Raw genomic sequence first — 21,992 nt, 5'->3', positions numbered from 1 at the left:
AAGACGGTCGGCTTGCCGGCCGTCTTTTTGTTTGTGGAGACTTACTGTTGGCCGGCGACCGTAAGACCATGGACGCCGGTCTGACCGAAGACGCAGTTTCGGCCGTTCTTCTTGGCGCAATAAAGCCGCTCGTCCGCTGCCGACAGGATCGCCGTGAAGGCATCGCCATCTTCGGTGGCTGTCGCAACGCCGATGCTGATCGTTACCGGCTTGCCATCGGGCGTGGCGACACTGCTTTCGATCGTCCAGCGCAACCTCTCGGCCAGACGCAGGCCTTCGGCGTGATCAGTCACGGGGCAGATCGCCACGAATTCCTCGCCGCCGAAGCGGAAGACCCGATCGCCGGCGCGCAGGATCGAGCCTAGACGCGCTGAGATCGCGCGCAGGACATCATCGCCCTGCAGGTGGCCGAACACGTCGTTGACGTTCTTGAAGTGATCGGCGTCGAGGATCATTACCGTCGCGGACTGCCCCTGGCGCAGCGATTCGCGGATCATGATCGGCGCTTCGAGTTCCATTCGCGTGCGGTCGTAAAGCCCGGTCAATACGTCCCGTCCGGTGCGGCTCAAGAGATCGTTGTAGCGTTCGCGGAAGGTCAGGTCGCTGAAGATGTCGCCGATGGGGCGTGCGCTCGAAGTGGTGACAGCACGGCCGATCCATTTCTCGTAGATCGCGAAGAGCACCGTGTAGATGCACACGGCGAGCATCTTTGCCTTCCACCCACCCCAGAAGGCGGCAAGCGGGACGCCGACCGAATAATGCAGCGCGCCGAAGAAGGCGATCTGGTCGAAGGTCAAAAGCACGAAGCCGCAGATCATGAAGCGCAGGATCGGCCGTTGCCGGAGATAGCGGCCGAGCCGCTCGTAGAGGAGGATAATGCCGATCGCGTCGAGATAGAGGATGGCCGTACCCCCGAGCATCAGCCAGCCCATTTCCTTCAGGAACTCGTCGCTGGGGAGCGCGCCAGATGTCAGCTCCAGCGGCGCGTGCCATTGCACGATCCAGGCGATCGCAACGGTCAAAAGGTTGCCGATGAAGAGCCCGTATATCGGCTGGCGGACAACGGCGGCGTCTTCCTGAAGATAGAGCATCAGGATCATCATCAGTTTGCCGGTGAAAAACACCGATGATCCCGGCGAGACGATACCGAACGGCAACTCGACATAAAAGACCGCCGCGAGGTAGGTCTCCATGAAATGCATGACGCCAAGCGCCGTCAGGAATATGCCGAGGCCGATACGGGCGCGAAAATGCAGCAGCGTTACCATCAGCGTGAAGTAGCCGATGGCTTCGACAACGAAGAGGATGAGATTGACGTTTGCGATCAACGCCGCGACCTCCCGTCAAGGCGATGCATCGGCCGCAGTGGCCCGATGACACCACGCCATGCCATCTCGACCACGCTGTCGGCGGCATTTGCAACGAATGTGCGGCGGCGGGCATTCTGAGGCACTGGATATTCCTGCGATGTCTGCTGAGCGCAGGATCGCCGCAATGTTTTAATATAGCATGAGGGAGTGGCGGCGCGACCGCTCGACACGCAAGGGCGCGCCAGCCTTTCGTGATCAGACCTGACGAACCTTGGCTCCGTCGCTGAACAAGGATGGTCCGTTCTGATCGATGATCTGCTGCGCCTTGCGCACGGTGCATTCGATCGCATCATCCGTCGACGAAAACATGTCTGCGCGGATGAAATTGCGCACCAGCACCTCGTCGCCAACGGTCTTCTCGATACGGCCGGCCAATCGGTACTGGCCACCTTCCTTCATCGGTTCGGCGTAAATCGTGCAATCGGCATAGGGCTGCGGATCGGAAGCGGCGCTCGAAGACGCAGCGCCCGGCTGCTTCGCGCCGCCCGAGAACATGGAGAAAATGCTGGAAAAAATCGAAGCCATGATACGCCTTTGTCATGAGGGCGGATGCCATCAGGGTTAGATAGGGCCGTTGCCGTAAAAGTTAAATGATGAGGTTCGCGAGGATCTCGTTTTCGGTGATGTCCTCGAAGCTGATACCCGATGCCTCGAACTTCGCGAAGAGTGCCGCGAAGTTTTCCGGCGCCTTGGTTTCGATGCCGATCAGGACGGAACCGAAATTGCGGGCGGTCTTCTTCAGATATTCGAAGCGGGCGATATCGTCATCGGGGCCGAGCAGGTTGAGGAAGTCGCGGAGCGCGCCCGGACGCTGCGGAAGGCGGAGAATAAAGTATTTCTTCAGGCCCGCGTACCGCATGGCCCTTTCCTTCACATCCGGAAGCCGCTCGAAATCGAAATTGCCTCCGGAGACGATCGCAACCACCGTCTTGCCGCGGATCGTTTCGGGATCCATCGTGGCGATTGCCGTCAGCGACAGAGCGCCTGCCGGTTCCAGCACCACGCCCTCGACGTTCAGCATTTCGTTGATCGTGACGCAGATGGCGTTCTCCGGCATCAGCATGACCTGATTGCTCGGAAAATCCTTCAGCGCCGCGAAATTCAGGTCGCCGATGCGGGCAACGGCAGCGCCATCGACGAAGTTGTCGACCTTGGAGAGTGTCACGACCTCGCCGGCCTCGATGCTGCGCTTCAGGCTCGGCGCGCCCTGCGGCTCGACGAAGAAGAAGCCCGTGCTCGGCACCGTGTCCTTCAGATAACCGCTGATGCCGGCCGCCAGACCGCCGCCGCCGACAGGCATGACGACGAGGTCGGGCACCGTGCCCTCCGGCAACTGCTGCATGATCTCGGAAGCGACAGTCGACTGGCCCTCGATGATATCGTCATGATCGAAGGGCGGCACCATGACGCCGTCGATCGTCTCGACGTGGTCGCGGGCTGCCTTGTAGCACTGGTCGAAGAAGTCGCCGGTCAGCTTGATTGTGATGAATTCGCCGCCGAAGATGCGGGTCTTGTCGATCTTCTGCTGCGGTGTCGTCACCGGCATGAATACGACGCCAGGAACGCCGAAATGGCGGCAGACGAAGGCAAAACCCTGCGCATGATTGCCGGCGGACGCGCAGACGAAGGTCTTGCCAGAAGCGCCTTCCTCGATGCGCTTGCGGAAGAAATTGAAGGCACCACGGATCTTATAGGAGCGGACGGGCGACAGGTCTTCGCGCTTCAACCAGATGTCGGCGCCATAGCGGGCGGACAAATGTTCGTTGAGTTGCAGCGGCGTTGCCGGAAAAAGGCTGCGCAGAGCCTCTTCGGCAGCTTCGACATTCTGTCTGGTCACGGTCTCAGTCCCTTGTTATTGCGCCCCACGCTATGCCATAGGCAGACCCTCGAATGAAGCCCATTTTCAACCACAACGGTTCGGTAGGGCGCAGTGATGCGCGTCTTTAAAAAAACCCGGGCGTAAGTCGGGTGCGCCGCCGAGATAACGCAATCGTGCGGTGAAACCGCCCGGTGACATCAATATTGTGAGTTTTATGACAGCAGACAAATTCTCAAAGCCGCTCGCCTGGCTCCTCCTCGCCGCCATCATTTTCGTAACGGTCTCGCCGATCGGCCTTCGTCCTCATACGGTGACTTCAGTCAATGTCGACCGGGCGCTTGCCTATATGGTGGTAGGCCTCGCCTTCTCCGTGGCTTATCCCAAGCACTGGCTGACAGTCGCTTTACTCCTGATCGCAGGCGCGGTCTTTATCGAGTATCTGCAATATCTGTCGCCCACTCGCCACGCACGCCTTCACGACGCCGCGGTAAAAGCCGTGGGCGCCACGGTCGGCGTCGCTATCGGATCGCTGTTCAACAGGGTTCGCGCCGCCAAGGCGAATGCATCTTGACGCCTGCCCCGCGCACGCATGCCCTTGACTGAATCGCCGCAGTCGTTGAATGAGAAGCCTGCGCGGGCGTGGCGAAACTGGTAGACGCAAGAGACTTAAAATCTCTCGGCCTTTGGCTGTGCGGGTTCGATCCCCGCCGCCCGCACCAGGTGCCTGGTATTTACCCATAAATTGATGTGAGGACGACTCAGGCCGTTTCCGAGGGAAGCGGTTTTCGCAGCCCTTTTATCATCGATGTCATATTGGTGAGGAAGGGTCTGAAGCGCGTCTTCATCTCCGCGATGAGCGCGCAGACAAGCGCCGTGAAGATCACGAGCGGTATGAAGGAACGGATGTCGAGAAGGCCTGCCTGCGCGATGTAGTAGGCCGCGATGACGATCACCGTCTGATGCGCGATATAATAGGTCATGATCGACTTGTTCAGGTACATGATGACCCGGTTCGGCCGGTTGGCGATCCTGCCCGCGAAAGCAAGCAGCGCAAGCACGGCACTCCATTGGAAGGCCGAGCGGGCGACCCTGATCGCGACCACGAGTGCATCCGGCCTCGCCTCCCGTGGGATGAACAGGAATACTGCCGTAAGCGCCGCCAGCGACAGCGTCGCGACACAGAGGCTCATCCAGCGCTGGCGATCGATCTCCTGCCAGAAGCTTTGCTCGTTGGCGAGCAGCGTGCCCAGCATGAAAATCGAGAAATACACGGCGTGCGCATAGAGATCGGAATTGATGACCAGCGTCTCGCCGAAGACGGGATAGAGACAGAGCCTCAGGATCGACAGAAATGCGATCGGCGCCACGAACAAGCCCCTGCCCCGCAGCCGCGCCGCCAGGGACGCCGATAGGCCGGGCCAGCGCCGCGCGAGCTGCGGCTGGGCAACCGACCAGGCGATGACATAGATCCAGAGATAGGCCAGGAACCACATATGCTCAAGCTGAATCCCGGAGACGACATAGGTCTTCCAGAACTCCCAATAAGAGAGATAGGGGGTGAAGTTGTAAGGCGAGACATAGATCTGCGGCGGCACAACCACGAAAACGCCGAATACAAAGGGCAGAAGGAGCTGCCGCGTGCGGGTGTTGCGAATTTCAGCCACGGATCTCTTCTTGAGCAGCGATGCCGTGACCACGCCGGAAATGAAGAATAGCAGGCTCATCCGCCATGGATGCGACCCGATCGTGATCAGATCGATCAGCTTTGTGGTATCCGAAGCATGGACCCACCAGGTCTTCGCTCCATAGACAAGGCTCGAATGGTAGATGATGAGCGTGCCAAAGCAAAACACACGCAACGCATCAAGATCGTGACGTCGTCCATCTAGTCTGTCGCCCACCATATATCCCGCCCTCAGCCCCGGGGATATACAACCATAAGGGAATTTAACAGACGTTAATTTAACCGGCTTGATTGAATATGTTTATCGCAATATTTCAAGCCTTGGCGGAATTCGCCAGATAGTCCGATACAGCCTTCCGCAGCATCGCCGCGTCCTCCGAAGACATTTCACTCGGCCGGAACGTCACGTTCAGAACGTCGTTTCCGGAAAAATAGTTGTAGAACATTAGAGCCGAGAGATAGCTGCCGTAGATCGAAGGATGGTTGCAATCATAGTAGAGATTGAAATCCTTCGGCTGGCTCTGAAGCGCTTCCCAAATCATGCCGACATTGACGAGCGCGACGCCGGTCAGCGCGGCGAGACGGGCATGCTGCCGCTGGATGTTGAGGTGCATGTCAGCATAACCCATTGGTGAGTAATCGCCGGCCGTCTTCGGCATGCCGGCATCCTTTACGCACTGATCAGTATAGCGCCAGGTGACGAACATGACCGGCACGTCGCCTTTCGCCTGAACCTCCCGTATCAGGTTCTCGGCATCATCCCATGCCGGGCCGGATTGCCGCGCGCTATACTGGTCGCTGCTCAGCACCTGCAGCACGACTTGATCCCAGCGTCGAGAAAGGAGCGCCTGGGTTTTTTCGCTCTTGATGTGATAGCCGAGGCTGACGCCCGGTTCCGCATCCATCACGATGCGCAGTCTCTTGGAGTAGCCGGCGGAATCGGCGATGGCGCGCACCATCTGGGGCATATTGTTATAGAAGGTGCGGCTGTTGCCGATGAACAGGGCGGTCTGCTCGGGCCTCTTGTCGAAATAGTCCCGGACGTATTGAACGCCCCCATTAACGTATCCATTGAAAGGCGGGAGGAAAAACATGCAGACGAGCAAGATCGTCAGCAATGCGCTTATTCGTATCAGCCGCAACACATTGGAATCCCATGCTATTCAACAGGTGCTGACATAAGTATCAGCAAAGACGTAAAGGATGGGTTGCTCGAACAGCGAAGAATCGAAGCATGTACCCCGTCAAAGGCAGCAACGAGCCCATATCCGCATCCAGCAGCGGTCGAATGGAGCAACGCCGACTTGCGCACCGCTCCAAGAATAGCCGAAGACAAAACGAGCGGCTGCGATGCATTTATGAGACATCGCTTAATTAATTGGTAATATCTCTTTCTTGCAACGTTAGAATGTGTTTGTATGCCCGCCGTCAGCAAAGCTACGGCTTTAGGGCGTGTATTTGTAAAGCTTGTCTTGTGGTGGGAGTAAGACGATGGTTTACGATTGGGATGGCGCCAGAACACGGCGCCTGAGACTGTTTAGAACAGGCACGGCATTCTTGATCGCACTGGCGGTATTTGGGGTACCGCTGTTCGTTTACACGGCAAAATTCCACGGATTTTACGGCTAGACGATCGCGGAAATCAGCAGCGACGACTTCTATTTTATGACGGCGTTTCGACGCCACACATGAAAAGGCGCGGCCCGAGGCCGCGCCTTCACTGTTTCAAGGTGCCTTGGCTCAGGCGAGCTTTGCCGCAAGCTTGGCAACATGCGCGCCCTGGAACTTGGCGGCATCGAGCTCGACAGCCGAAGGCTGACGCGAACCATCGCCATCGGTGATCGTGGACGCACCGTAGGGCGAACCGCCCTTGATCTCGTCAACACCCATCTGGCCCTGGAAGGCGTAGGGAAGACCGGCGACAACCATGCCCTGGTGAAGGAAGGTCGGGATGAAGCCGAGGATGGTGGATTCCTGGCCGCCGTGCTGCGTGGCGGACGAGGTGAAGACCGAGCCGATCTTGCCGACCAGCTTGCCGGCAAACCACAGGCCGCCCGTCTGATCCCAGAAGTTACGCATCTGCGATGCAACGGTGCCGAAGCGGGTGCCTGCGCCAACGATGATCGCGTCGTATTCCGCGAGTTCGTCCACGGTGGCGACCGGTGCCTGCTGGTCCAGCTTGAAATGCGATGCCTTGGCGACCTCTTCCGGCACCAGTTCCGGTACGCGCTTGACGGTCACGTCGGCGCCTGCGGATTTCGCGCCTTCGGCAACGGCGTATGCCATCGTCTCGATGTGGCCGTACGACGAATAGTAAAGAACCAGAACCTTAGCCATCTTGGAAGTTTCCTCTTTCTGGGTTGCGGCGGGTGCTTGCGTTGGCGCACCGACCAAAATCCGTTTGATGAATTCGCGTATCATAAAGAATGCCTCGCAACGCTATCGTGCGTATGACCAATAGCTAGCGCATGCACTTGGTGGCGGCCAGCCGCGTTGCGGGAGACGGACTGTTCAATCTTATCGCACGTTTTTGGCTTGCGTTCACATTTCCGTATGCGCCACCACGGGCTTCCCGTCCGCTCTATTTGGTATAAGCTCGACGCCAAAGACTGAGTGAAGACAGAGGCCTACCATGACCCAACAGATTGTGACTGCAGCCATTCTGGCCATCGGCGACGAGCTTTTATCCGGCCGCACCAAGGACAAGAACATCGGTCATCTCGCCGATATGCTGCTGCTTGCAGGCATCGACCTCAAGGAAGTCCGCATCGTCGCGGACGAGGAAGACGCGATCGTCGAGGCGCTGAACGCGCTGAGGACGAAATACGACTATGTCTTCACCTCGGGCGGCATCGGGCCGACACATGACGACATCACGGCCGACGCCGTCTCCAAGGCCTTCGGCGTTGCCTGCCATCATGACGAGAAGGCGATGGCGCTACTCGGCGAGATGTACAAGCGCCGCGAGATGGAGTTCACCGAGGCCCGCCAGCGGATGGCGCGTATGCCTGTCGGCGCAACGCACATTCCAAACCCGGTCTCCACCGCGCCGGGTTTCGTCATCGGCAACGTCTATGTCATGGCCGGCGTGCCGCAGGTGTTTCAGGCGATGGTCGACGCGGTGATCCCGACGCTCAGAACCGGAACGCCGGTGCTGTCGCTGGCGATCTCATGCCCTTATGGCGAAGGGGATATCGGCACGCCGCTCGCCTCGATCCAGAAGGCGCATCCGGAAACGAGCATCGGCTCCTATCCGCGCTATGTCGGCCAGAAATTCTCGACCGAGATCGTCGTTCGTGGTCGCTCGCAGGCCGTGATCGATGCAGCCGGCGCGGATGTCGCGGCGATGATCGAAGGCATTCGCCGCGAGCGGACTGTCCTGGAAAACCCATCAGCGGAGGCCTAATTTCTTTCTAGAGCCGGACTGCGGGACTTGATCTCGGTCAAGGAAACAAATGCCGGCCAAGCGCATTGCTTCTCTTACGGACTTTTTCATCCGAGCAAGGAGATACACATGTCCTACAAAACCATTCTTGCGATTCTCGATACTTCAGACAATTGCGTTGCAGTCGCCGATCTCGCCTTCGCGCTGGCTGCGGAACACGGTGCCCATGTGATCGGACTACATGCGGAAACGATCGCCGTCGTGCCGCTCGTGGCGCCGATGGAGATCCCGGATCCCGTCGCCGTGCAGGCGCTGCAGGACATGGCGCATAGCGAAAGGGTCAAGATCGAGACGATCGTTCGCCGCAAGGCCGAAGTCGAAGGCGTCTCGTTCGAGTGGCGCAGCTTTGCCTCCTCGACGGGCTATGGCTCGGCGCCGTTGATCGAAAGTGCGCGCAGCGCTGATCTCCTGATCGCCTCGCAGGCCGATCCGGCACGGCCGTCGGACAGTCACGTCGATGTCGACAACTTCCTGCTCGAAAGCGGACGGCCGGTCTTGATGATCCCGTTCATCATCCGCCAGCCGAAGCCGATCAAGCGGGTGCTGGTCGCCTGGAACGGCTCGAAGGAAGCGGCGCGGGCCACCTTCGACGCCCTGCCCTTCCTGAAGGCCGCCGACGAGGTTGAGATCTTCTCCGTCGACCCGGTCGACAACGCGCTGCAATCGGCAGCGGTCGCGGGTGCGGAAATCGCAGCGACACTCGCCCGCCACGGCGTCAACGCTACCCTCGCGACGGCGACAACCACGGACAAGAGCACTTCGGCCGTTATCGAGAACCGGCTGTCCGACAGCAGCATCGATCTGTTGGTGATGGGTGCCTACACGCATTCGAGGCTCTGGCAGATGATCTTCGGCGGCACGACGAAGACGCTGTTGCATTCCATGACGGCGATGACGCTGCTTTCGCGCTAGCGGCCGCGATCAGCGGGGGCTTGCGTTTTGCGGCCAAATTCCGCTAATTGCCACGACCGACGACGAGCTCCGGCTTCGGTCCTTCCATCGCGCAGTCTCGGCTGCGCGATTTGCGTTTGACCCGAGTGAACGGAAGAGCGTCCGGCCGCCGGCAAACGGCGTGTCATCATCCATGCCTCGGAGCGAGCCAATGTCCCTTCCCGATAAAGCCTTTCCCGTTTCCTGGGATCAATTTCACCGCGACGCGCGCGCGCTGGCTTGGCGCCTTGCCGGCCTCAACCGCGATTTCAAGGCGATCGTCTGCATCACCCGCGGCGGCCTCGTGCCGGCCGCCATCATTTCGCGCGAACTGAACATCCGCCTGATCGAGACGGTTTGTGTCGCGTCCTACCACGACTACGTGAACCAGGGCGAGATGATGCTCCTCAAGGGCATCGCGGCCGAACTGCTGGAAGATGGCGGCGAAAGCGTGCTCGTCGTCGACGATCTGACGGATACCGGCAAGACGGCGTCGGAAGTCCGCACGCTGCTTCCGAAGGCACATTTCGCCTGCGTCTACGCAAAACCACAGGGTGTGCCTACGATCGATACCTTCGTCACCGAGGTGAGCCAGGATACCTGGATCTACTTCCCGTGGGATATGGGTTTCAGCTATCAGGAGCCAATCTCCAAGGGCAGCAAGGGCTGATTTTCCAGACTCCTGGCAGACAAAGACGGAAGCAACTTTAAATTGCTCCAATCTTTGTTTACTAACATAATCAAATTCGCTGTCCGCCCCTCGCCGTCCGCCGTATGATCATATGGCATCAGGCGGCAAGGGCGCGGCAGGGTGTTTGGGTAGAGGGCGGTCGCTAGCGCGACACTGGAACGACCATGCAGCGTTGGCGGTTTATCGGCTTGATCGCGGCCTTCGGGCTGTGCTTGAACGCGCATCCGCGCGCGGTCTTAGCCGAACCCGCCTATATCTCCGTCGTGCGCGAATATGTGGATACGCTCGTCAAGCCGATGATCAACAAGCCGAACGTTCTGGCCGCTATCAAGGCGCAGAACAAGAAGTTCGGCGATGTCAGCGCTATTGATATCCAGGTGCTCGACAACAGCTACCGCTCGGAGATCAAGAGCGGGCAATGGCAGATGGTCACCCGCCTCCTCAACAGTCCGGTCTCGCGATACCTCAAAGCCAAGCAGGATGATTCGCAAGGAACGATTGTGGAAATATTCGTGACCGACCGGAACGGACTGAATGTCGCACAGAGCGTGCCCACCAACGACTACTGGCAGGGCGACGAAAACAAGTTCCTGAAGACCTTCGCCCGGGACTCCGACGAGGTCTTCATCGATCGCGCCAGCCGCGACGATGCCACGCAATTGCTGGAAACGCAGGCAAGTTTCACGGTTCGCGACGAGAGTGGACAGGCGATCGGAAGCGCCACCGTGACCATCGCCATCGACGCACTTTAGCGCCTTGTTCGGCCTCGCGAATCACAAGGCTCATTTGCGCTCCAAAAGCCACCGCCAAATGACAAAATATGGCAAAATTTATCCGGCTTTGGCATTTCCCTTGCGCATCCCGTAGCAAGCCATTGAAATTCTTGCCCAACTGGTTTTTCCCCAGTCTCCACAGGCCACTCCACAATATCTTGTGGTGAACACTTCGTTAAGGACAAGCCCTTGACGGAATCGCCTGTTTTCAACTTAATGAACTTCGATGTTGCGGCGGCAGCTGAACCGGACATGACGAGGCCGGTTCTCACCAGAAATCGAGCATTGAATCAGGGCGTTGATCCATGAGGGGTGAGCCGCCATGAGTATGTTCTGCGCGATTTTTGCCGCCTGAAAAAGCGACATCCGGGGCTGGCGGAAAAAGGCTGTTAATACTATATTTAGTCATTGCAGCCACCATCACCACAAGATACAGGATGACCCATCTCCGGATGACACTCCTGTGACGATACGGAAACGAGAACTGGCTGCGCTCCTTACGGCGCCGCCGGAGGTGGAAACTTGCGCCTTGGTCAACGGGGACGGGGCGCGCGAGCTAGAGGTTAAGGCAAATGCGCATAGAACGCCGATTTACGAAGGCAGATCAGGGCGCTTACGCGGCTATCGAATTCCGCAAGGCAACCAGCGAGATCAAGAACCCTGACGGGTCGATCGTATTCCGCCTCGAGAACATCGATGTTCCCGCGCAGTTTTCGCAGGTCGCGGCCGACATTCTGGCGCAGAAGTATTTCCGCAAGGCCGGCGTCCCTGCCCGCCTCAAGAAGGTCGAGGAAAACGACGTTCCTTCCTTCCTGTGGCGCTCGGTTGCCGATGAGGCCGCTCTGAAGGAACTCCCGAAGGATCAGCAGTACGGTTCTGAAACCGATGCGCGCCAGGTCTTCGACCGTCTGGCCGGCACCTGGACCTACTGGGGCTGGAAGGGTGGCTATTTCTCTTCCGAAGAAGACGCGGCCGCCTTCCGCGACGAACTCGCCTACATGCTCGCGACACAGCGCGTCGCTCCGAACTCGCCGCAGTGGTTCAACACCGGCATGCACTGGGCCTACGGCATCGACGGTCCCGGCCAGGGCCACTTCTATGTCGACCCCTTCACCGGCAAGCTGACGAAGTCGAAGTCGGCCTATGAGCATCCGCAGCCGCACGCCTGCTTCATCCAGTCCGTCGAAGACGATCTGGTCAATGAAGGCGGCATCATGGACCTGTGGGTTCGCGAAGCCCGCCTCTTCAAGTACGGCTCCGGCACCGGCTCCAACTTCTCGTATCTGCGCGGCGAAGGCGAACGCCTTTCCGGCGGCGGCCGTTCCTCCGGCCTGATGAGCTTCCTGAAGATCGGCGACCGCGCTGCCGGCGCCATCAAGTCTGGCGGCACGACGCGTCGCGCGGCCAAGATGGTCGTGGTCGACATCGACCATCCGGATATCGAGGAATACATCAACTGGAAGGTCAAGGAAGAGCAGAAGGTTGCTGCCCTCGTCACCGGTTCCAAGATCGTCAATCGCCACCTGAAGGCGATCATGAAGGCTTGCGTCAATTGCGACGGCGACAATGACGATTGCTACGACCCGAACAAGAACCCTGCCCTGAAGCGCGAAGTGCGCGCTGCCAAGAAGGACCAGGTTCCAGAGAACTATATCGGCCGCGTCATCCAGTTCGCTCGCCAGGGCTACAAGGACCTCGAGTTCAAGACCTACGACACCGACTGGGATTCGGAAGCCTACCTCACGGTTTCGGGCCAGAACTCCAACAACTCGGTCTCGATCAAGGACGACTTCCTGCGCGCAGTCGAAAACGACAGCGACTGGAACCTGACCGCCCGCAAGGACGGCAAGGTCATGAAGACGCTGAAGGCACGCGACCTGTGGGAATCGATCTCCTACGCCGCATGGGCATCGGCCGATCCGGGCCTGCACTTCAACACGACGATGAACGACTGGCACACCAGCCCGGCTGCCGGCCCGATCCGTGCATCCAACCCGTGCTCGGAATACATGTTCCTCGACGACACGGCCTGCAACCTTGCCTCGCTGAACCTCATCCAGTTCAAGGATGCGGCCACCAAGCGCATCAACATCGCTGATTACGAACACGCCGTTCGCCTTTGGACGATCGTGCTTGAAGTCTCCGTGATGATGGCACAGTTCCCGTCGAAGCAGATCGCCGAGCGCTCCTACGAATACCGCACGATCGGCCTCGGCTACGCCAACATCGGCGGCCTGCTGATGTCGTCGGGCATTCCCTACGACAGCGACGAAGCCCGCGCCATCGCAGGCTCGCTGACCGCGATCATGACCGGCATCTCCTACGCCACTTCGGCCGAGATCTCGTCTGAACTCGGACCTTTCCCGATGTTCAAGCCGAACCGCGAAGCCATGCTGCGGGTCATCCGCAACCATCGCCGCGCCGCTTACGGCGAGACGTCGGGCTATGAAGGCCTGTCGATCAACCCGGTCGCGCTCATCCACTCCGAGAACCCGGACCAGGATCTGGCGGCTCACGCCAAGAGCGCCTGGGACAAGGCTCTCGAGCTCGGCGAAAAGCACGGCTACCGCAACGCCCAGGCAACCGTCATTGCGCCGACAGGCACGATCGGCCTCGTCATGGATTGCGACACGACCGGTATCGAGCCTGACTTCGCGCTGGTGAAATTCAAGAAGCTCGCCGGCGGCGGCTACTTCAAGATCATCAACCGCGCCGTTCCGGAAGCTCTGCGCACGCTCGGCTACGCCGAGAGCCAGATCGCCGAGATCGAGGCTTACGCTGTCGGCCACGGCAACCTGAACCAGGCACCGGCGATCAACCCCGGCTCGCTGAAGGCCAAGGGCTTCACCGACGAGAAGATCGAAGCGCTGAACGGCGCGCTGAAGTCGGCCTTCGACATCAAGTTCGTCTTCAACCAGTGGACGCTCGGCACCGATTTCCTGAAGGGCACGCTGAAGGTTTCCGACGAACAGCTCGGCGACATGAGCTTCAACCTGCTTGAGCACATCGGCTTCTCGAAGAAGGACATCGAGGCTGCCAACGTTCACGTCTGCGGCGCGATGACGCTGGAAGGCGCACCGTTCCTGAAGAACGAACACCTCGCCGTCTTCGATTGCGCCAATCCTTGCGGCAAGATCGGCAAGCGTTACCTCTCGGTCGACAGCCACATCTGCATGATGGCTGCTGCCCAGCCGTTCATCTCGGGTGCGATCTCCAAGACGATCAACATGCCGAACGACGCGACGGTCGAGGATTGCAAGAGCGCCTACATGCTCTCCTGGAAGCTCGGCCTGAAGGCAAACGCTCTCTACCGCGACGGCTCCAAGCTTTCGCAGCCGCTGAACGCCTCGCTGATCGAAGACGAAAGCGATGAGGACGCACTGGACGATCTGCTGCAGCAGCCGGTCGCCGCCCAGGCCGTCACCATCACCGAAAAGATCATCGAGCGTGTGGTTGAGCGCGTGACCCGCGAACGCGAGAAGCTGCCGAACCGCCGCCAGGGCTACACCCAGAAGGCTGCCGTCGGCGGACACAAGGTGTATCTGCGCACCGGCGAATTCGGTGACGGTCGCCTCGGCGAGATCTTCATCGACATGCACAAGGAAGGTGCCGCCTTCCGTGCAATGATGAACAACTTCGCCATCGCCATCTCGCTCGGTCTGCAGTACGGCGTGCCACTCGAAGAATATGTGGAGGCCTTCACCTTCACCAAGTTCGAACCAGCCGGCATGGTTATCGGCAACGATGCGATCAAGAACGCCACGTCGATCCTCGACTACGTGTTCCGCGAACTGGCCGTCTCCTACCTCGGCCGCCACGATCTGGCGCATGTCGACACGTCGGACTTCTCGAACACGGCTCTCGGCAAGGGCATCCAGGAAGGCAAGACGAACCTCGTCTCGACCGGCTGGACCCGCGGCTACAAGCCGACGATCGTTTCGAACAGCGAACGCCAGGCTTCCGGCGAGCCGAAGGGCTCGGCAACGGCCGCCCCTGCCCGCGCCTCGTCCGGTGCGACGGTAACGTCCTTCGCTGGCGCTGCCGCCCGCAAGATCGAGCCGACGACTGCCATCTCGACCTCCGAAATCGTCGCCTTCAAGCGCGATTACGAAGAGCGCGCCAAGGAGCTGGCCGAAGAGATCGCCGAGGAAGTGGTCGAAGAAGTCGCGACTGAAAACCAGCAGCAGGCAACGGCCCTGTTCTCCGACAAGGCCGCAGCTGACGCCGCATCGGCCAAGACGGAGGCCAAGAAGATCGAATCCGAGCGCCGCGCCCGGTCGATCATGCAGGGCTACACCGGCAACATTTGCTCGGAGTGCCAGAACTTCACGATGGTGCGCAACGGCACCTGCGAGAAGTGCGACACTTGCGGCGCGACCAGCGGCTGCAGCTGATCGGGTTAGAGACCGCTAATTAAAAAGGCCGTCCGCTTGTCCAAGCGGGCGGCCTTTTCCGTTGTAGGCAGGGCGCAAAAATCAATGCGCATCCACACCCGTCGTGTGCAGTCTGTTCCTCACATGGTGAACGCCATCGACCGAGGAGGCGGCGAGTTCGACCTTGCGGGCGATGCCGATGGTCTCGACGGAGCCCTCGACCGTGACGACATGGCCGTCGGCGTGGACCTCGATGCTGCCGATGTCGACTTCGGGGACGTTCTCGATGTTTTCGGTGACCCGCGCTTCGAGATCGTCGCTGTCATCGCGGTCAATCGTGTCGGCGCGGAGCGAATCCTTCAGCCGGTTCTCGTTGCCATCGCGGTCTATGCCGTCGATGCGGAAGCCGGGATCGTCGCTGCTGTCGAAATTGGCGGGCGTTTCACCATAGGCGCGATTTTCAGGCGCTGCCGACGCGGCGTCCGGTGTATCCGCATAGGGCCAGCCGTCGTCGATATTGCGCTCTTCGAAGTCGCGATAGTCCTCGCTGCGAGACAGCGGCTTCTTTCCATCATCTTTCATGGGCATCGATCTTCTCCTTCAGCGTGTTTTCAAACAACGCCCAAGGAGGCAGATGGTTCGCCATGGATGGTTGGATTAACGCATCGCGCAGCGCTGGAGCGTAGCGCGGAACGCTTACCGCGCGCTCTTCGCGTCGGCGACCACAGGTGCTGCCGACAAGGGCACGTCATCAGCCACTTCCTGCGCGACGGCGGAGAGGTCGAGATTGCCCCAGATGGATTTTTCCTTGCTGCGATCGGTACGGCGGGAAGTCTTGATTTCAACAACGAACGGCTTCGATTGAGCGCGCATGTGATTCCTACTGAAAAGCGTTGAACGAATCCATCAACGCAGCGAGCCTATGAAGCGTTCCCTCGCCGCGCAAGCGCATTCGGCTTCACATCCCATGCCCTCCGCTGCCATATACAGCCTCAAGTCAGCCACGAACAAAATTCACGCCCATGACGCGAGCTGATGAGGGCGCTGCTACCGTTTTTTCGTCGCGACGGGCAGCCATGCAAAATTGTTTCAGGAAAATCCTTGAAGGAACAATCAATGTCGACTAGGTAGCACGTCGCCGAACGTAATGGCGTCCCAGCTCAGGCTTCGACGGCGTTCAATCGGCCACCTTTTCCTACTCGCGTAGAGGCACCGGCGGCGGCCCCAGGTCGCTTATCGATCGTTTGATCGGCAGCCGGTTTGCAAACAAAATATCAGCGTGCGGATGGCACCTGGACAGCGGAACGGCCGATCAACATCGCTCGTTTCGACGGCTAGGGAGTCGCTGGCGCCAAGGAATGAAAAAGACTGCGAATGACCATTAAAGAGCGTTTTCTGAAACAGCAGCATGCCTGGATGATCGGCGCATGCTACTCCCGCAAACACCCCGATTTTCATCGCTACGGCGGCGTCGATGTCGCCGTTTCGCCCCGCTGGAAAGAGTGTCTCGACACCTTCATGAACGACATGATCGACACCCTGCCCCGCAGCCTGTCCGAGCGCCGCCTGGCGCTGCGCAATCCGCGCCGGCCGTTCGAGCCCGGCAATGTCGAGTGGATTTTCGTCAGCAAGCATCGCGGCCTTCGCGCGCCTGACGGCACCCGGCCAGAGCTACCCGAGGCGCGCCTGCGCCGCGCTTGAACGCTTTCAAGCGATCGATTATCGCCGGCTGGCAGGGTTTTCTGGCCCCTCCAGCCGGCGAATTTGTTTTGGGCTGATGTTAGCGCCTGCCGCGCAGGCTTTTCGTCAGCACGATCAGAATGAGGCCGGCGGCAACCGCAAGCGCGCCCCAATAAATCCAGGGCGTCTGGTCGATCATGAAGCTTTCGGCCGGATACGGAAAATAGCCGCTGCCCTGCCCCATCCAGATCAGACCGGCGAGGATCAACAAGCCTTCAAGGCCATAGACAAGCTTCACCATCACTTCTTCCTCAACGGCGCCCTATTCATGCCAGAGCGCGAGCCTCAAGACTTCGGGAAATCGGCGCCGAGGCTGGTATCCTTCCATTCCTCGATCAGCGCCAGTCGCTCCTTCAGCTTGGCCGTGACCGCGCCATAGCCGAATTCGCCAAGCACCAGATGGCGTGGCGCTTTTTCGACCTCGGTGATCTTGATGATCGCCTCTCCGGCGCGCACTGGATCGCCCGGCTGCTGGCCGCTATAACCGGCCGTCTGGCGCATGCGCGCGGCAGCGGTTTCCGCGTAATCGGCGATCTTGCTTTTGGTCTGCCGCAGCGAACGGCCGGCCCAATCGGTGCGGAACGGACCGGGCTCGACGCAGGTGACCTTGATGCCGAGCGGCGCGACTTCGGCGGCAAGCGCATCCGACATCCCCTCGACCGCGTGCTTGCTCGCCGCATAATAACCGGATCCAGGAAAGCCGATGAAGCCGGCCACAGAGGTGATGTTGATCACATGGCCGTGTCGGCGCGTGCGCATGCCGGGCAAAACGGCGCGGGTCATGGCGAAGAGGCCGAAGACATTGGCTTCGAACTGATCGCGGATCTCGCTATCGCTGCCTTCCTCTATCGGCGACTGATAGCCATAACCGGCATTGTTGACGAGGACATCGATCCGCCCGAAGCGCTCCTCGGCGGTCTTTACGGCGGCGGTGATCTGCGCGGCATCGGTCACATCGAGATCGACGGCGAGCGCGTTGTCCTCATGGCCGGTCACGAGATCGGCGACGCGGGCCTTGTCGCGGGCGCTGACAATAGTCGGCCAGCCGCGGGCGATGGTGAGTTTCGCCAGTTCACGGCCAAAGCCTGTCGAGCAACCGGTGATGAACCAGACGGGATTTTTATCTTGAGACATGGTGTTTTCCTGAAATTTTCGTCTGAAATTGAAAGCACCCTCGGATCTATTCGGGGGCGTCTTGGGGGCACCTTCTGATCTAGGGTCGTCCAACTGGTTTTTCCAGAATTGGCGGGGCGTTGCGGCCAATAGACGCAAAAAGGCCGCGTGCTCGCTGGAGCACGCGGCCGGATCGAACCAAGTTTTGTTTTCGGCTTACTGCAGCGTGCGCGGCGGCAGGCCCTGAACGAGGGGCGCGCCAGGCTGGACCGGTGCCACGCCGGCGCCGGCGCCATCGAGGCCGGTGGCGACGACGGAGACGCGGAACTTGCCATCCAGATTGCGGTCGAAGATCGCGCCGACGACGATATCGGCATCGTCCTGCACTTCGTCGCGGATGCGGCTTGCGGCTTCATCCACCTCGAACAGCGTCATGTCGGAACCGCCGGAGATCGAGATCAGCACGCCCTTGGCACCGCGCATCGAGATGTCGTCGAGCAGTGGATTGGCGATCGCGGCTTCCGCCGCCTTCATCGCGCGCTCTTCACCCGATGCTTCGCCGGTGCCCATCATGGCGCGGCCCATGCCACGCATGACCGACTTCACGTCGGCGAAATCGAGGTTGATGAGACCTTCCTTGACGATCAGATCGGTAATGCAGCCGACGCCGGCAAACAGCACGCGGTCGGCGGTCATGAAGGCGTCGGCGAAGGTAGTCTTCGCGTCGGCGATGCGGAACAGGTTCTGGTTCGGGATGACGATCACTGTATCGGCTGCCTGGCGCAGCGCCTCGATGCCGGCGTCGGCCGTCTTCATGCGGCGGTTGCCTTCGAAGGTGAAGGGCTTGGTGACGACGCCGACCGTCAGGATGCCGGCATTGCGGGCCGCCTGAGCGATCACGGGTGCCGCACCGGTGCCGGTGCCGCCGCCCATGCCGGCGGTGACGAAGCACATGTGCGAGCCGGCCAAGTGATCCATGATCTCATCAATCGATTCTTCGGCGGCGGCGCGGCCGATCTCGGGCAGCGAGCCGGCGCCGAGGCCTTCAGTCACATGCGCGCCGAGCTGGATGCGGCGCGAGGCCTTCGAGGTAGCGAGCACCTGCGCATCAGTGTTTGCGGCAATGAATTCAACGCCTTCGAGGCTTTCCGCGATCATGTTGTTGATGGCGTTTCCGCCGCCGCCACCAACGCCGATCACCGAAATTCTGGGCCGCATCTCGGAAATCCCGGGCTTGGCGTTCGTCATCGCAATCTCCTTCGTGCGCATTCTTTCGTGGGCTCCACCGCTTTATCGGGACCCGAATCGCGCATCAGCCTATGGGCGCAAGAAGGCAGAGGCGGGGCGAAAGAACAAGATGCAGGCTTTTCTAAAATTTATCCGGAACCTTTTTTGAGGTTGGCGCATTAGGTCGATTCAAGCCAGTCAAAATGAAAGCCCGCCTGCCCATAAAGAGAGGAGTACCGCGCAGATGCCTATGCTCGCTTCCAGCCAGTCGATAGCCCCTCCGAAAGACCATGTCGTGACCGCCCAGGAAGCGCTGGAGCCGCTCTTCCTGCAGATCGAGGCCGAGGCCGAGTTGCGGATGATTTCCGCTGCTCTGAAGGCCGGCTGGTCGGCAGAGGACGCGGTGAGCGCCATCGACGAATTGCGTCGCAGCGAATTGCTGCCGGGCGATCGCTGAACACCAAAAAATCATTCGCCTTCGAGGCCGGATGGCCTATCTCTACGCGGTCAAGTGATTGCGGAGATAGGATTTCATGACCATCAAGACCATCTGCATTTTTGGCGCCGGCGCGCTGGGCGGGATGATAGCCACCAAGATCGCGGCGTCGCTTGGAAACGACGTCACGGTATCGGTCATCGCGCGCGGCGCGCATCTCGATGCCATCCGCCGCGACGGTCTGACGTTGCATGAAGCGGGCGCCGAGATGCCGATCAACGTGAAGGTAACGGCGACGGACGATCCGGCCGATCTTCCGCCACAGGATCTGGTCATCACCGGTCTCAAGGGACATCAACTCAGCACCGCCGCCGAAGGCATGGCGAAGCTGTTGAAGGACGACACGCGCGTCGTGATGATTCTCAACGGCATTCCGTGGTGGTATTTCCATCGCGACGACCACCCTGAGTTCGCCGAGCTGCAATTCGAGGAGCTCGATGAAGGCGGTGCGCTCTGGCGCTTAGTCGGGCCGCACAGGGTCATCGGCTGCGTGGCGCATCAGGGTGCGGAAGTCAGCCAGCCTGGCCATATCAAGCTCAGCAACAAGGGCCGCTTCATCCTGGGCGAACCGTCGGGCGAGATCACGGCTGATCTCGAGGCCATCCAGGCTCTGCTGCAGAAGGCCGATCTCAACATCACGCTGTCATCGGAGATCCGCAACGACATCTGGAGCAAGCTGATGGGCAATGCTTCGTTCAACCCCATCAGCGCGCTGACGCGCTCCACCATGTCCGACCTCATGGCAGACGTCGCCGTGAGCGGCCAGATCGGCAAGGTGATGAAGGAGGTCAAAGCGGTTGGCGAGGCGCTTGGGGCCAATGTCGGCATGTCGGTGGAAGAACGCCTTGAGCAGGCCAGCCAGATCGGCCCTGTCCGCACCTCGATGCTGCAGGACCTGCTTGCCGGAAAGGCGCTTGAGATCACGCCGCTGGTCGGCATGGTCGTTGCGCTCGGCAGGCTCGCTTCGGTGCCGACGCCGGTTTCGGAAACCTTGCTGGCGATGGTTTCGCAGCTCGATCGCGAGAACTGCAAGCCGGCCTGAATGGCCGGCATCCCGTCACAATCTTCTTTCAAGGCGCTCAGAAAATGAGTCCGCAAACGCCTGCAGCGCCTTGAAATCGTCTCGCTTTACTTGAGCCAGCCAGCCATGCGCTCGACCGCCTCGGCGATCTCGGCTTCGGAGCCGGCGTAGGACATGCGCATGGCACGGTGTCCTTCCAGCGGATCGAAATCGAGGCCCGGTGTCGCGGCGACATCGATCTCCGCCAGCATCCGTTTGGCGAATTCCATGCTGTCGTTGGTGAAGCGCGTCACATCGACATAAGCGTAGAAAGCGCCATCCATCGGCGAAGCGATCGTAAGGCCCATTTCCGGCAGACGCCGCATCAGGAAGTCACGGTTGGCCGCGTAGCTTGCCTTGTAGACGTCGAGCTCGGCGGAAGCGCCAAGCGCAGCAGTGGCGGCGATCTGCGATAGCTCTGGTGCCGAGATGTAGAGGCTTTGGGCAACTCGCTCGATCGGGCGCACGAGGCGATCAGGCAGCACCATCCAGCCGATGCGCCAGCCGGTCATGCAATAATATTTCGAGAACGAATTGATGACGATTGCTTCGTCGGTCAATTCGAGCGCGCTCGTCTCCTCGCCGGCGAAGGTGAGGCCGTGATAGATTTCGTCGGAAATGAAGGCGATCGAATTGGCCGAGCAATAGTCTGCCAGTTCGGCAAGCGCCTTGCGGCCCGTTACGGTGCCGGTCGGGTTTGCCGGGCTTGCAAGGAGAACGCCCTTCAGCCGGATGCCGCTTTCCTTCTGGGCTGCCTCGATGCTTTCGGGCGTCAGCGTGAAATGCGTTTCGGCGGTGACGGGCACTTCGATGACCCGCAGGCCGAGCGCGCCCAGGATGTTGCGGTATGCGGGATAGCCGGGCCTGGCGATCGCCACCGCATCACCGGCGTCGAAGAGCGACAGGAATGCGAGATTGAAGCCGGCGGACGAACCGGTCGTGATGGCGATCCGCGCCGGATCGATGTCCAGCCCGTGCCGGTCGCGGTAATGTGTTGCGAGAGCGTCCTTCAGGCGCAGAATGCCGAGCGCGTCGGTGTAGCCGATCCTGCCATCATCGAGGGCTGCCTTTGCCGCGTCGAGTGCGGCGCGGGGTGCCGGATGCGAGGGTTGGCCCACAGCCATCGAGATCACCGGCCGGCCAATTGCGCGCCGCCGCGTCGCTTCCGCCAGAACATCCATTGCGTGAAACGGCTCGACTGCACTGCGTTTGGAAATGGAAAACAAGGGTTCTTCTCTTTCGGCTCGATTTGCGGCCCGACAAATGCCGCA

The 21,992-nt window shown here is 60.1% G+C and carries 21 protein-coding genes and 1 tRNA gene; 10 read left to right on the top strand and 12 right to left on the bottom strand.

Annotated features, from left to right (window positions below; translation table 11 throughout):
- Window positions 1-41: 41 nt before the first annotated feature.
- From ACODTZ_RS10390 to ilvA, 3 genes are all read right to left on the bottom strand, one after another.
- Window positions 42-1,268 (bottom strand): GGDEF domain-containing protein, encoded by a 1,227-nt coding sequence (locus ACODTZ_RS10390; protein ID WP_489026202.1) that lies wholly within the window; start codon window positions 1,266-1,268, stop codon window positions 42-44.
- A 297-nt stretch (window positions 1,269-1,565) separates the two neighbouring features.
- Window positions 1,566-1,895, bottom strand: a complete 330-nt coding sequence (locus ACODTZ_RS10385) for an HlyU family transcriptional regulator (RefSeq protein WP_047510094.1) — start codon at window positions 1,893-1,895, stop codon at window positions 1,566-1,568.
- A gap of 61 nt (window positions 1,896-1,956) precedes the next feature.
- A complete protein-coding gene (ilvA, locus tag ACODTZ_RS10380; protein WP_489025535.1) occupies window positions 1,957-3,207 on the bottom strand; it encodes a threonine ammonia-lyase in 1,251 nt (416 codons plus the stop codon).
- 196 nt (window positions 3,208-3,403) lie between these two features.
- Between ilvA and ACODTZ_RS10375 the strand changes: the two genes are divergently transcribed.
- A complete protein-coding gene (locus tag ACODTZ_RS10375) occupies window positions 3,404-3,760 on the top strand; it encodes a VanZ family protein (RefSeq protein WP_112979566.1) in 357 nt (118 codons plus the stop codon).
- 62 nt (window positions 3,761-3,822) lie between these two features.
- A tRNA-Leu gene (locus tag ACODTZ_RS10370) sits at window positions 3,823-3,908 on the top strand.
- A 39-nt stretch (window positions 3,909-3,947) separates the two neighbouring features.
- Here ACODTZ_RS10370 and ACODTZ_RS10365 read toward each other — a convergent pair.
- The 3 genes from ACODTZ_RS10365 to wrbA form a co-directional block, all read right to left on the bottom strand.
- Complete coding sequence (locus ACODTZ_RS10365; RefSeq protein WP_489025533.1) at window positions 3,948-5,090, bottom strand: acyltransferase family protein; 1,143 nt, start codon at window positions 5,088-5,090, stop codon at window positions 3,948-3,950.
- Between the two features lie 97 nt (window positions 5,091-5,187).
- The gene (locus ACODTZ_RS10360; RefSeq protein ID WP_489025531.1) at window positions 5,188-5,991 is read right to left on the bottom strand and encodes a hypothetical protein; all 804 of its coding nucleotides are present in this window, start codon (window positions 5,989-5,991) and stop codon (window positions 5,188-5,190) included.
- A 622-nt stretch (window positions 5,992-6,613) separates the two neighbouring features.
- Window positions 6,614-7,210: an NAD(P)H:quinone oxidoreductase type IV gene (gene wrbA, locus ACODTZ_RS10355; protein ID WP_489025529.1), complete on the bottom strand. Its 597-nt coding sequence runs from the start codon at window positions 7,208-7,210 to the stop codon at window positions 6,614-6,616.
- Window positions 7,211-7,505: 295 nt separating this feature from the next.
- On the opposite strand from wrbA, the gene ACODTZ_RS10350 reads away from it, so the two are divergent.
- From ACODTZ_RS10350 to ACODTZ_RS10330, 5 genes are all read left to right on the top strand, one after another.
- A complete protein-coding gene (locus ACODTZ_RS10350) occupies window positions 7,506-8,279 on the top strand; it encodes a competence/damage-inducible protein A (RefSeq protein ID WP_489025527.1) in 774 nt (257 codons plus the stop codon).
- Window positions 8,280-8,387: 108 nt separating this feature from the next.
- A complete protein-coding gene (locus ACODTZ_RS10345; RefSeq protein ID WP_489025525.1) occupies window positions 8,388-9,230 on the top strand; it encodes a universal stress protein in 843 nt (280 codons plus the stop codon).
- 190 nt (window positions 9,231-9,420) lie between these two features.
- A complete protein-coding gene (gene gpt, locus ACODTZ_RS10340) occupies window positions 9,421-9,918 on the top strand; it encodes a xanthine phosphoribosyltransferase (protein ID WP_047510080.1) in 498 nt (165 codons plus the stop codon).
- A 185-nt stretch (window positions 9,919-10,103) separates the two neighbouring features.
- On the top strand, window positions 10,104-10,691 hold the full coding sequence (locus ACODTZ_RS10335) for a hypothetical protein (protein ID WP_489025523.1): 588 nt from the start codon (window positions 10,104-10,106) through the stop codon (window positions 10,689-10,691).
- Window positions 10,692-11,284: 593 nt separating this feature from the next.
- Window positions 11,285-15,106 (top strand): vitamin B12-dependent ribonucleotide reductase, encoded by a 3,822-nt coding sequence (locus ACODTZ_RS10330; protein WP_489025521.1) that lies wholly within the window; start codon window positions 11,285-11,287, stop codon window positions 15,104-15,106.
- Between the two features lie 81 nt (window positions 15,107-15,187).
- Here the strand turns inward: ACODTZ_RS10330 and ACODTZ_RS10325 are convergent, their stop codons facing one another.
- Both ACODTZ_RS10325 and ACODTZ_RS10320 read right to left on the bottom strand, forming a co-directional pair.
- Window positions 15,188-15,673 carry a BON domain-containing protein gene (locus tag ACODTZ_RS10325; RefSeq protein ID WP_489025519.1) on the bottom strand — a complete coding sequence of 162 codons (486 nt, stop codon included), beginning with the start codon at window positions 15,671-15,673 and terminating at the stop codon, window positions 15,188-15,190.
- Window positions 15,674-15,781: 108 nt separating this feature from the next.
- A complete protein-coding gene (locus ACODTZ_RS10320; RefSeq protein ID WP_489025517.1) occupies window positions 15,782-15,958 on the bottom strand; it encodes a hypothetical protein in 177 nt (58 codons plus the stop codon).
- A gap of 501 nt (window positions 15,959-16,459) precedes the next feature.
- Between ACODTZ_RS10320 and ACODTZ_RS10315 the strand changes: the two genes are divergently transcribed.
- Window positions 16,460-16,786: a hypothetical protein gene (locus ACODTZ_RS10315; RefSeq protein ID WP_018900140.1), complete on the top strand. Its 327-nt coding sequence runs from the start codon at window positions 16,460-16,462 to the stop codon at window positions 16,784-16,786.
- 79 nt (window positions 16,787-16,865) lie between these two features.
- Here ACODTZ_RS10315 and ACODTZ_RS10310 read toward each other — a convergent pair whose 3' ends face one another.
- The 3 genes from ACODTZ_RS10310 to ftsZ form a co-directional block, all read right to left on the bottom strand.
- Window positions 16,866-17,066 (bottom strand): hypothetical protein, encoded by a 201-nt coding sequence (locus ACODTZ_RS10310; protein WP_489025515.1) that lies wholly within the window; start codon window positions 17,064-17,066, stop codon window positions 16,866-16,868.
- A 44-nt stretch (window positions 17,067-17,110) separates the two neighbouring features.
- Entirely contained in the window at window positions 17,111-17,959 is an 849-nt protein-coding gene (locus ACODTZ_RS10305) for an oxidoreductase (RefSeq protein ID WP_489025513.1), read from the bottom strand.
- A gap of 195 nt (window positions 17,960-18,154) precedes the next feature.
- Window positions 18,155-19,186 carry a cell division protein FtsZ gene (gene ftsZ, locus ACODTZ_RS10300; RefSeq protein ID WP_313760151.1) on the bottom strand — a complete coding sequence of 344 codons (1,032 nt, stop codon included), beginning with the start codon at window positions 19,184-19,186 and terminating at the stop codon, window positions 18,155-18,157.
- A gap of 223 nt (window positions 19,187-19,409) precedes the next feature.
- On the opposite strand from ftsZ, the gene ACODTZ_RS10295 reads away from it, so the two are divergent.
- Window positions 19,410-19,622, top strand: coding sequence for a hypothetical protein (locus ACODTZ_RS10295; RefSeq protein WP_026283302.1), 213 nt, complete (start codon window positions 19,410-19,412; stop codon window positions 19,620-19,622).
- A 76-nt stretch (window positions 19,623-19,698) separates the two neighbouring features.
- Window positions 19,699-20,703: a ketopantoate reductase family protein gene (locus ACODTZ_RS10290; protein WP_489025510.1), complete on the top strand. Its 1,005-nt coding sequence runs from the start codon at window positions 19,699-19,701 to the stop codon at window positions 20,701-20,703.
- 86 nt (window positions 20,704-20,789) lie between these two features.
- On the opposite strand, the gene ACODTZ_RS10285 is transcribed toward ACODTZ_RS10290, so the two are convergent.
- Window positions 20,790-21,947 carry a pyridoxal phosphate-dependent aminotransferase gene (locus tag ACODTZ_RS10285; RefSeq protein WP_489025508.1) on the bottom strand — a complete coding sequence of 386 codons (1,158 nt, stop codon included), beginning with the start codon at window positions 21,945-21,947 and terminating at the stop codon, window positions 20,790-20,792.
- Window positions 21,948-21,992: the final 45 nt, after the last annotated feature.

This window comes from Rhizobium sp. FG113, assembly GCF_057809895.1.
This window is presented reverse-complemented; position numbering and strand designations above follow the sequence as displayed.

Excerpts from the sequence above, each read along its gene's own strand:
- ACODTZ_RS10390 (WP_489026202.1), bottom strand. The coding sequence starts at position 1,268 with ATGGTAACGCTGCTGCATTTTCGCGCCCGTATCGGCCTCGGCATATTC.
- ACODTZ_RS10385 (WP_047510094.1), bottom strand. The coding sequence starts at position 1,895 with ATGGCTTCGATTTTTTCCAGCATTTTCTCCATGTTCTCGGGCGGCGCG.
- ACODTZ_RS10375 (WP_112979566.1), top strand. The coding sequence starts at position 3,404 with ATGACAGCAGACAAATTCTCAAAGCCGCTCGCCTGGCTCCTCCTCGCC.
- wrbA (WP_489025529.1), bottom strand. The coding sequence starts at position 7,210 with ATGGCTAAGGTTCTGGTTCTTTACTATTCGTCGTACGGCCACATCGAG.
- ACODTZ_RS10350 (WP_489025527.1), top strand. The coding sequence starts at position 7,506 with ATGACCCAACAGATTGTGACTGCAGCCATTCTGGCCATCGGCGACGAG.
- ACODTZ_RS10345 (WP_489025525.1), top strand. The coding sequence starts at position 8,388 with ATGTCCTACAAAACCATTCTTGCGATTCTCGATACTTCAGACAATTGC.
- gpt (WP_047510080.1), top strand. The coding sequence starts at position 9,421 with ATGTCCCTTCCCGATAAAGCCTTTCCCGTTTCCTGGGATCAATTTCAC.
- ACODTZ_RS10335 (WP_489025523.1), top strand. The coding sequence starts at position 10,104 with ATGCAGCGTTGGCGGTTTATCGGCTTGATCGCGGCCTTCGGGCTGTGC.
- ACODTZ_RS10330 (WP_489025521.1), top strand. The coding sequence starts at position 11,285 with ATGCGCATAGAACGCCGATTTACGAAGGCAGATCAGGGCGCTTACGCG.
- ACODTZ_RS10325 (WP_489025519.1), bottom strand. The coding sequence starts at position 15,673 with ATGCCCATGAAAGATGATGGAAAGAAGCCGCTGTCTCGCAGCGAGGAC.
- ACODTZ_RS10320 (WP_489025517.1), bottom strand. The coding sequence starts at position 15,958 with ATGCGCGCTCAATCGAAGCCGTTCGTTGTTGAAATCAAGACTTCCCGC.
- ACODTZ_RS10315 (WP_018900140.1), top strand. The coding sequence starts at position 16,460 with ATGACCATTAAAGAGCGTTTTCTGAAACAGCAGCATGCCTGGATGATC.
- ACODTZ_RS10310 (WP_489025515.1), bottom strand. The coding sequence starts at position 17,066 with ATGGTGAAGCTTGTCTATGGCCTTGAAGGCTTGTTGATCCTCGCCGGT.
- ACODTZ_RS10305 (WP_489025513.1), bottom strand. The coding sequence starts at position 17,959 with ATGTCTCAAGATAAAAATCCCGTCTGGTTCATCACCGGTTGCTCGACA.
- ftsZ (WP_313760151.1), bottom strand. The coding sequence starts at position 19,186 with ATGACGAACGCCAAGCCCGGGATTTCCGAGATGCGGCCCAGAATTTCG.
- ACODTZ_RS10295 (WP_026283302.1), top strand. The coding sequence starts at position 19,410 with ATGCCTATGCTCGCTTCCAGCCAGTCGATAGCCCCTCCGAAAGACCAT.
- ACODTZ_RS10290 (WP_489025510.1), top strand. The coding sequence starts at position 19,699 with ATGACCATCAAGACCATCTGCATTTTTGGCGCCGGCGCGCTGGGCGGG.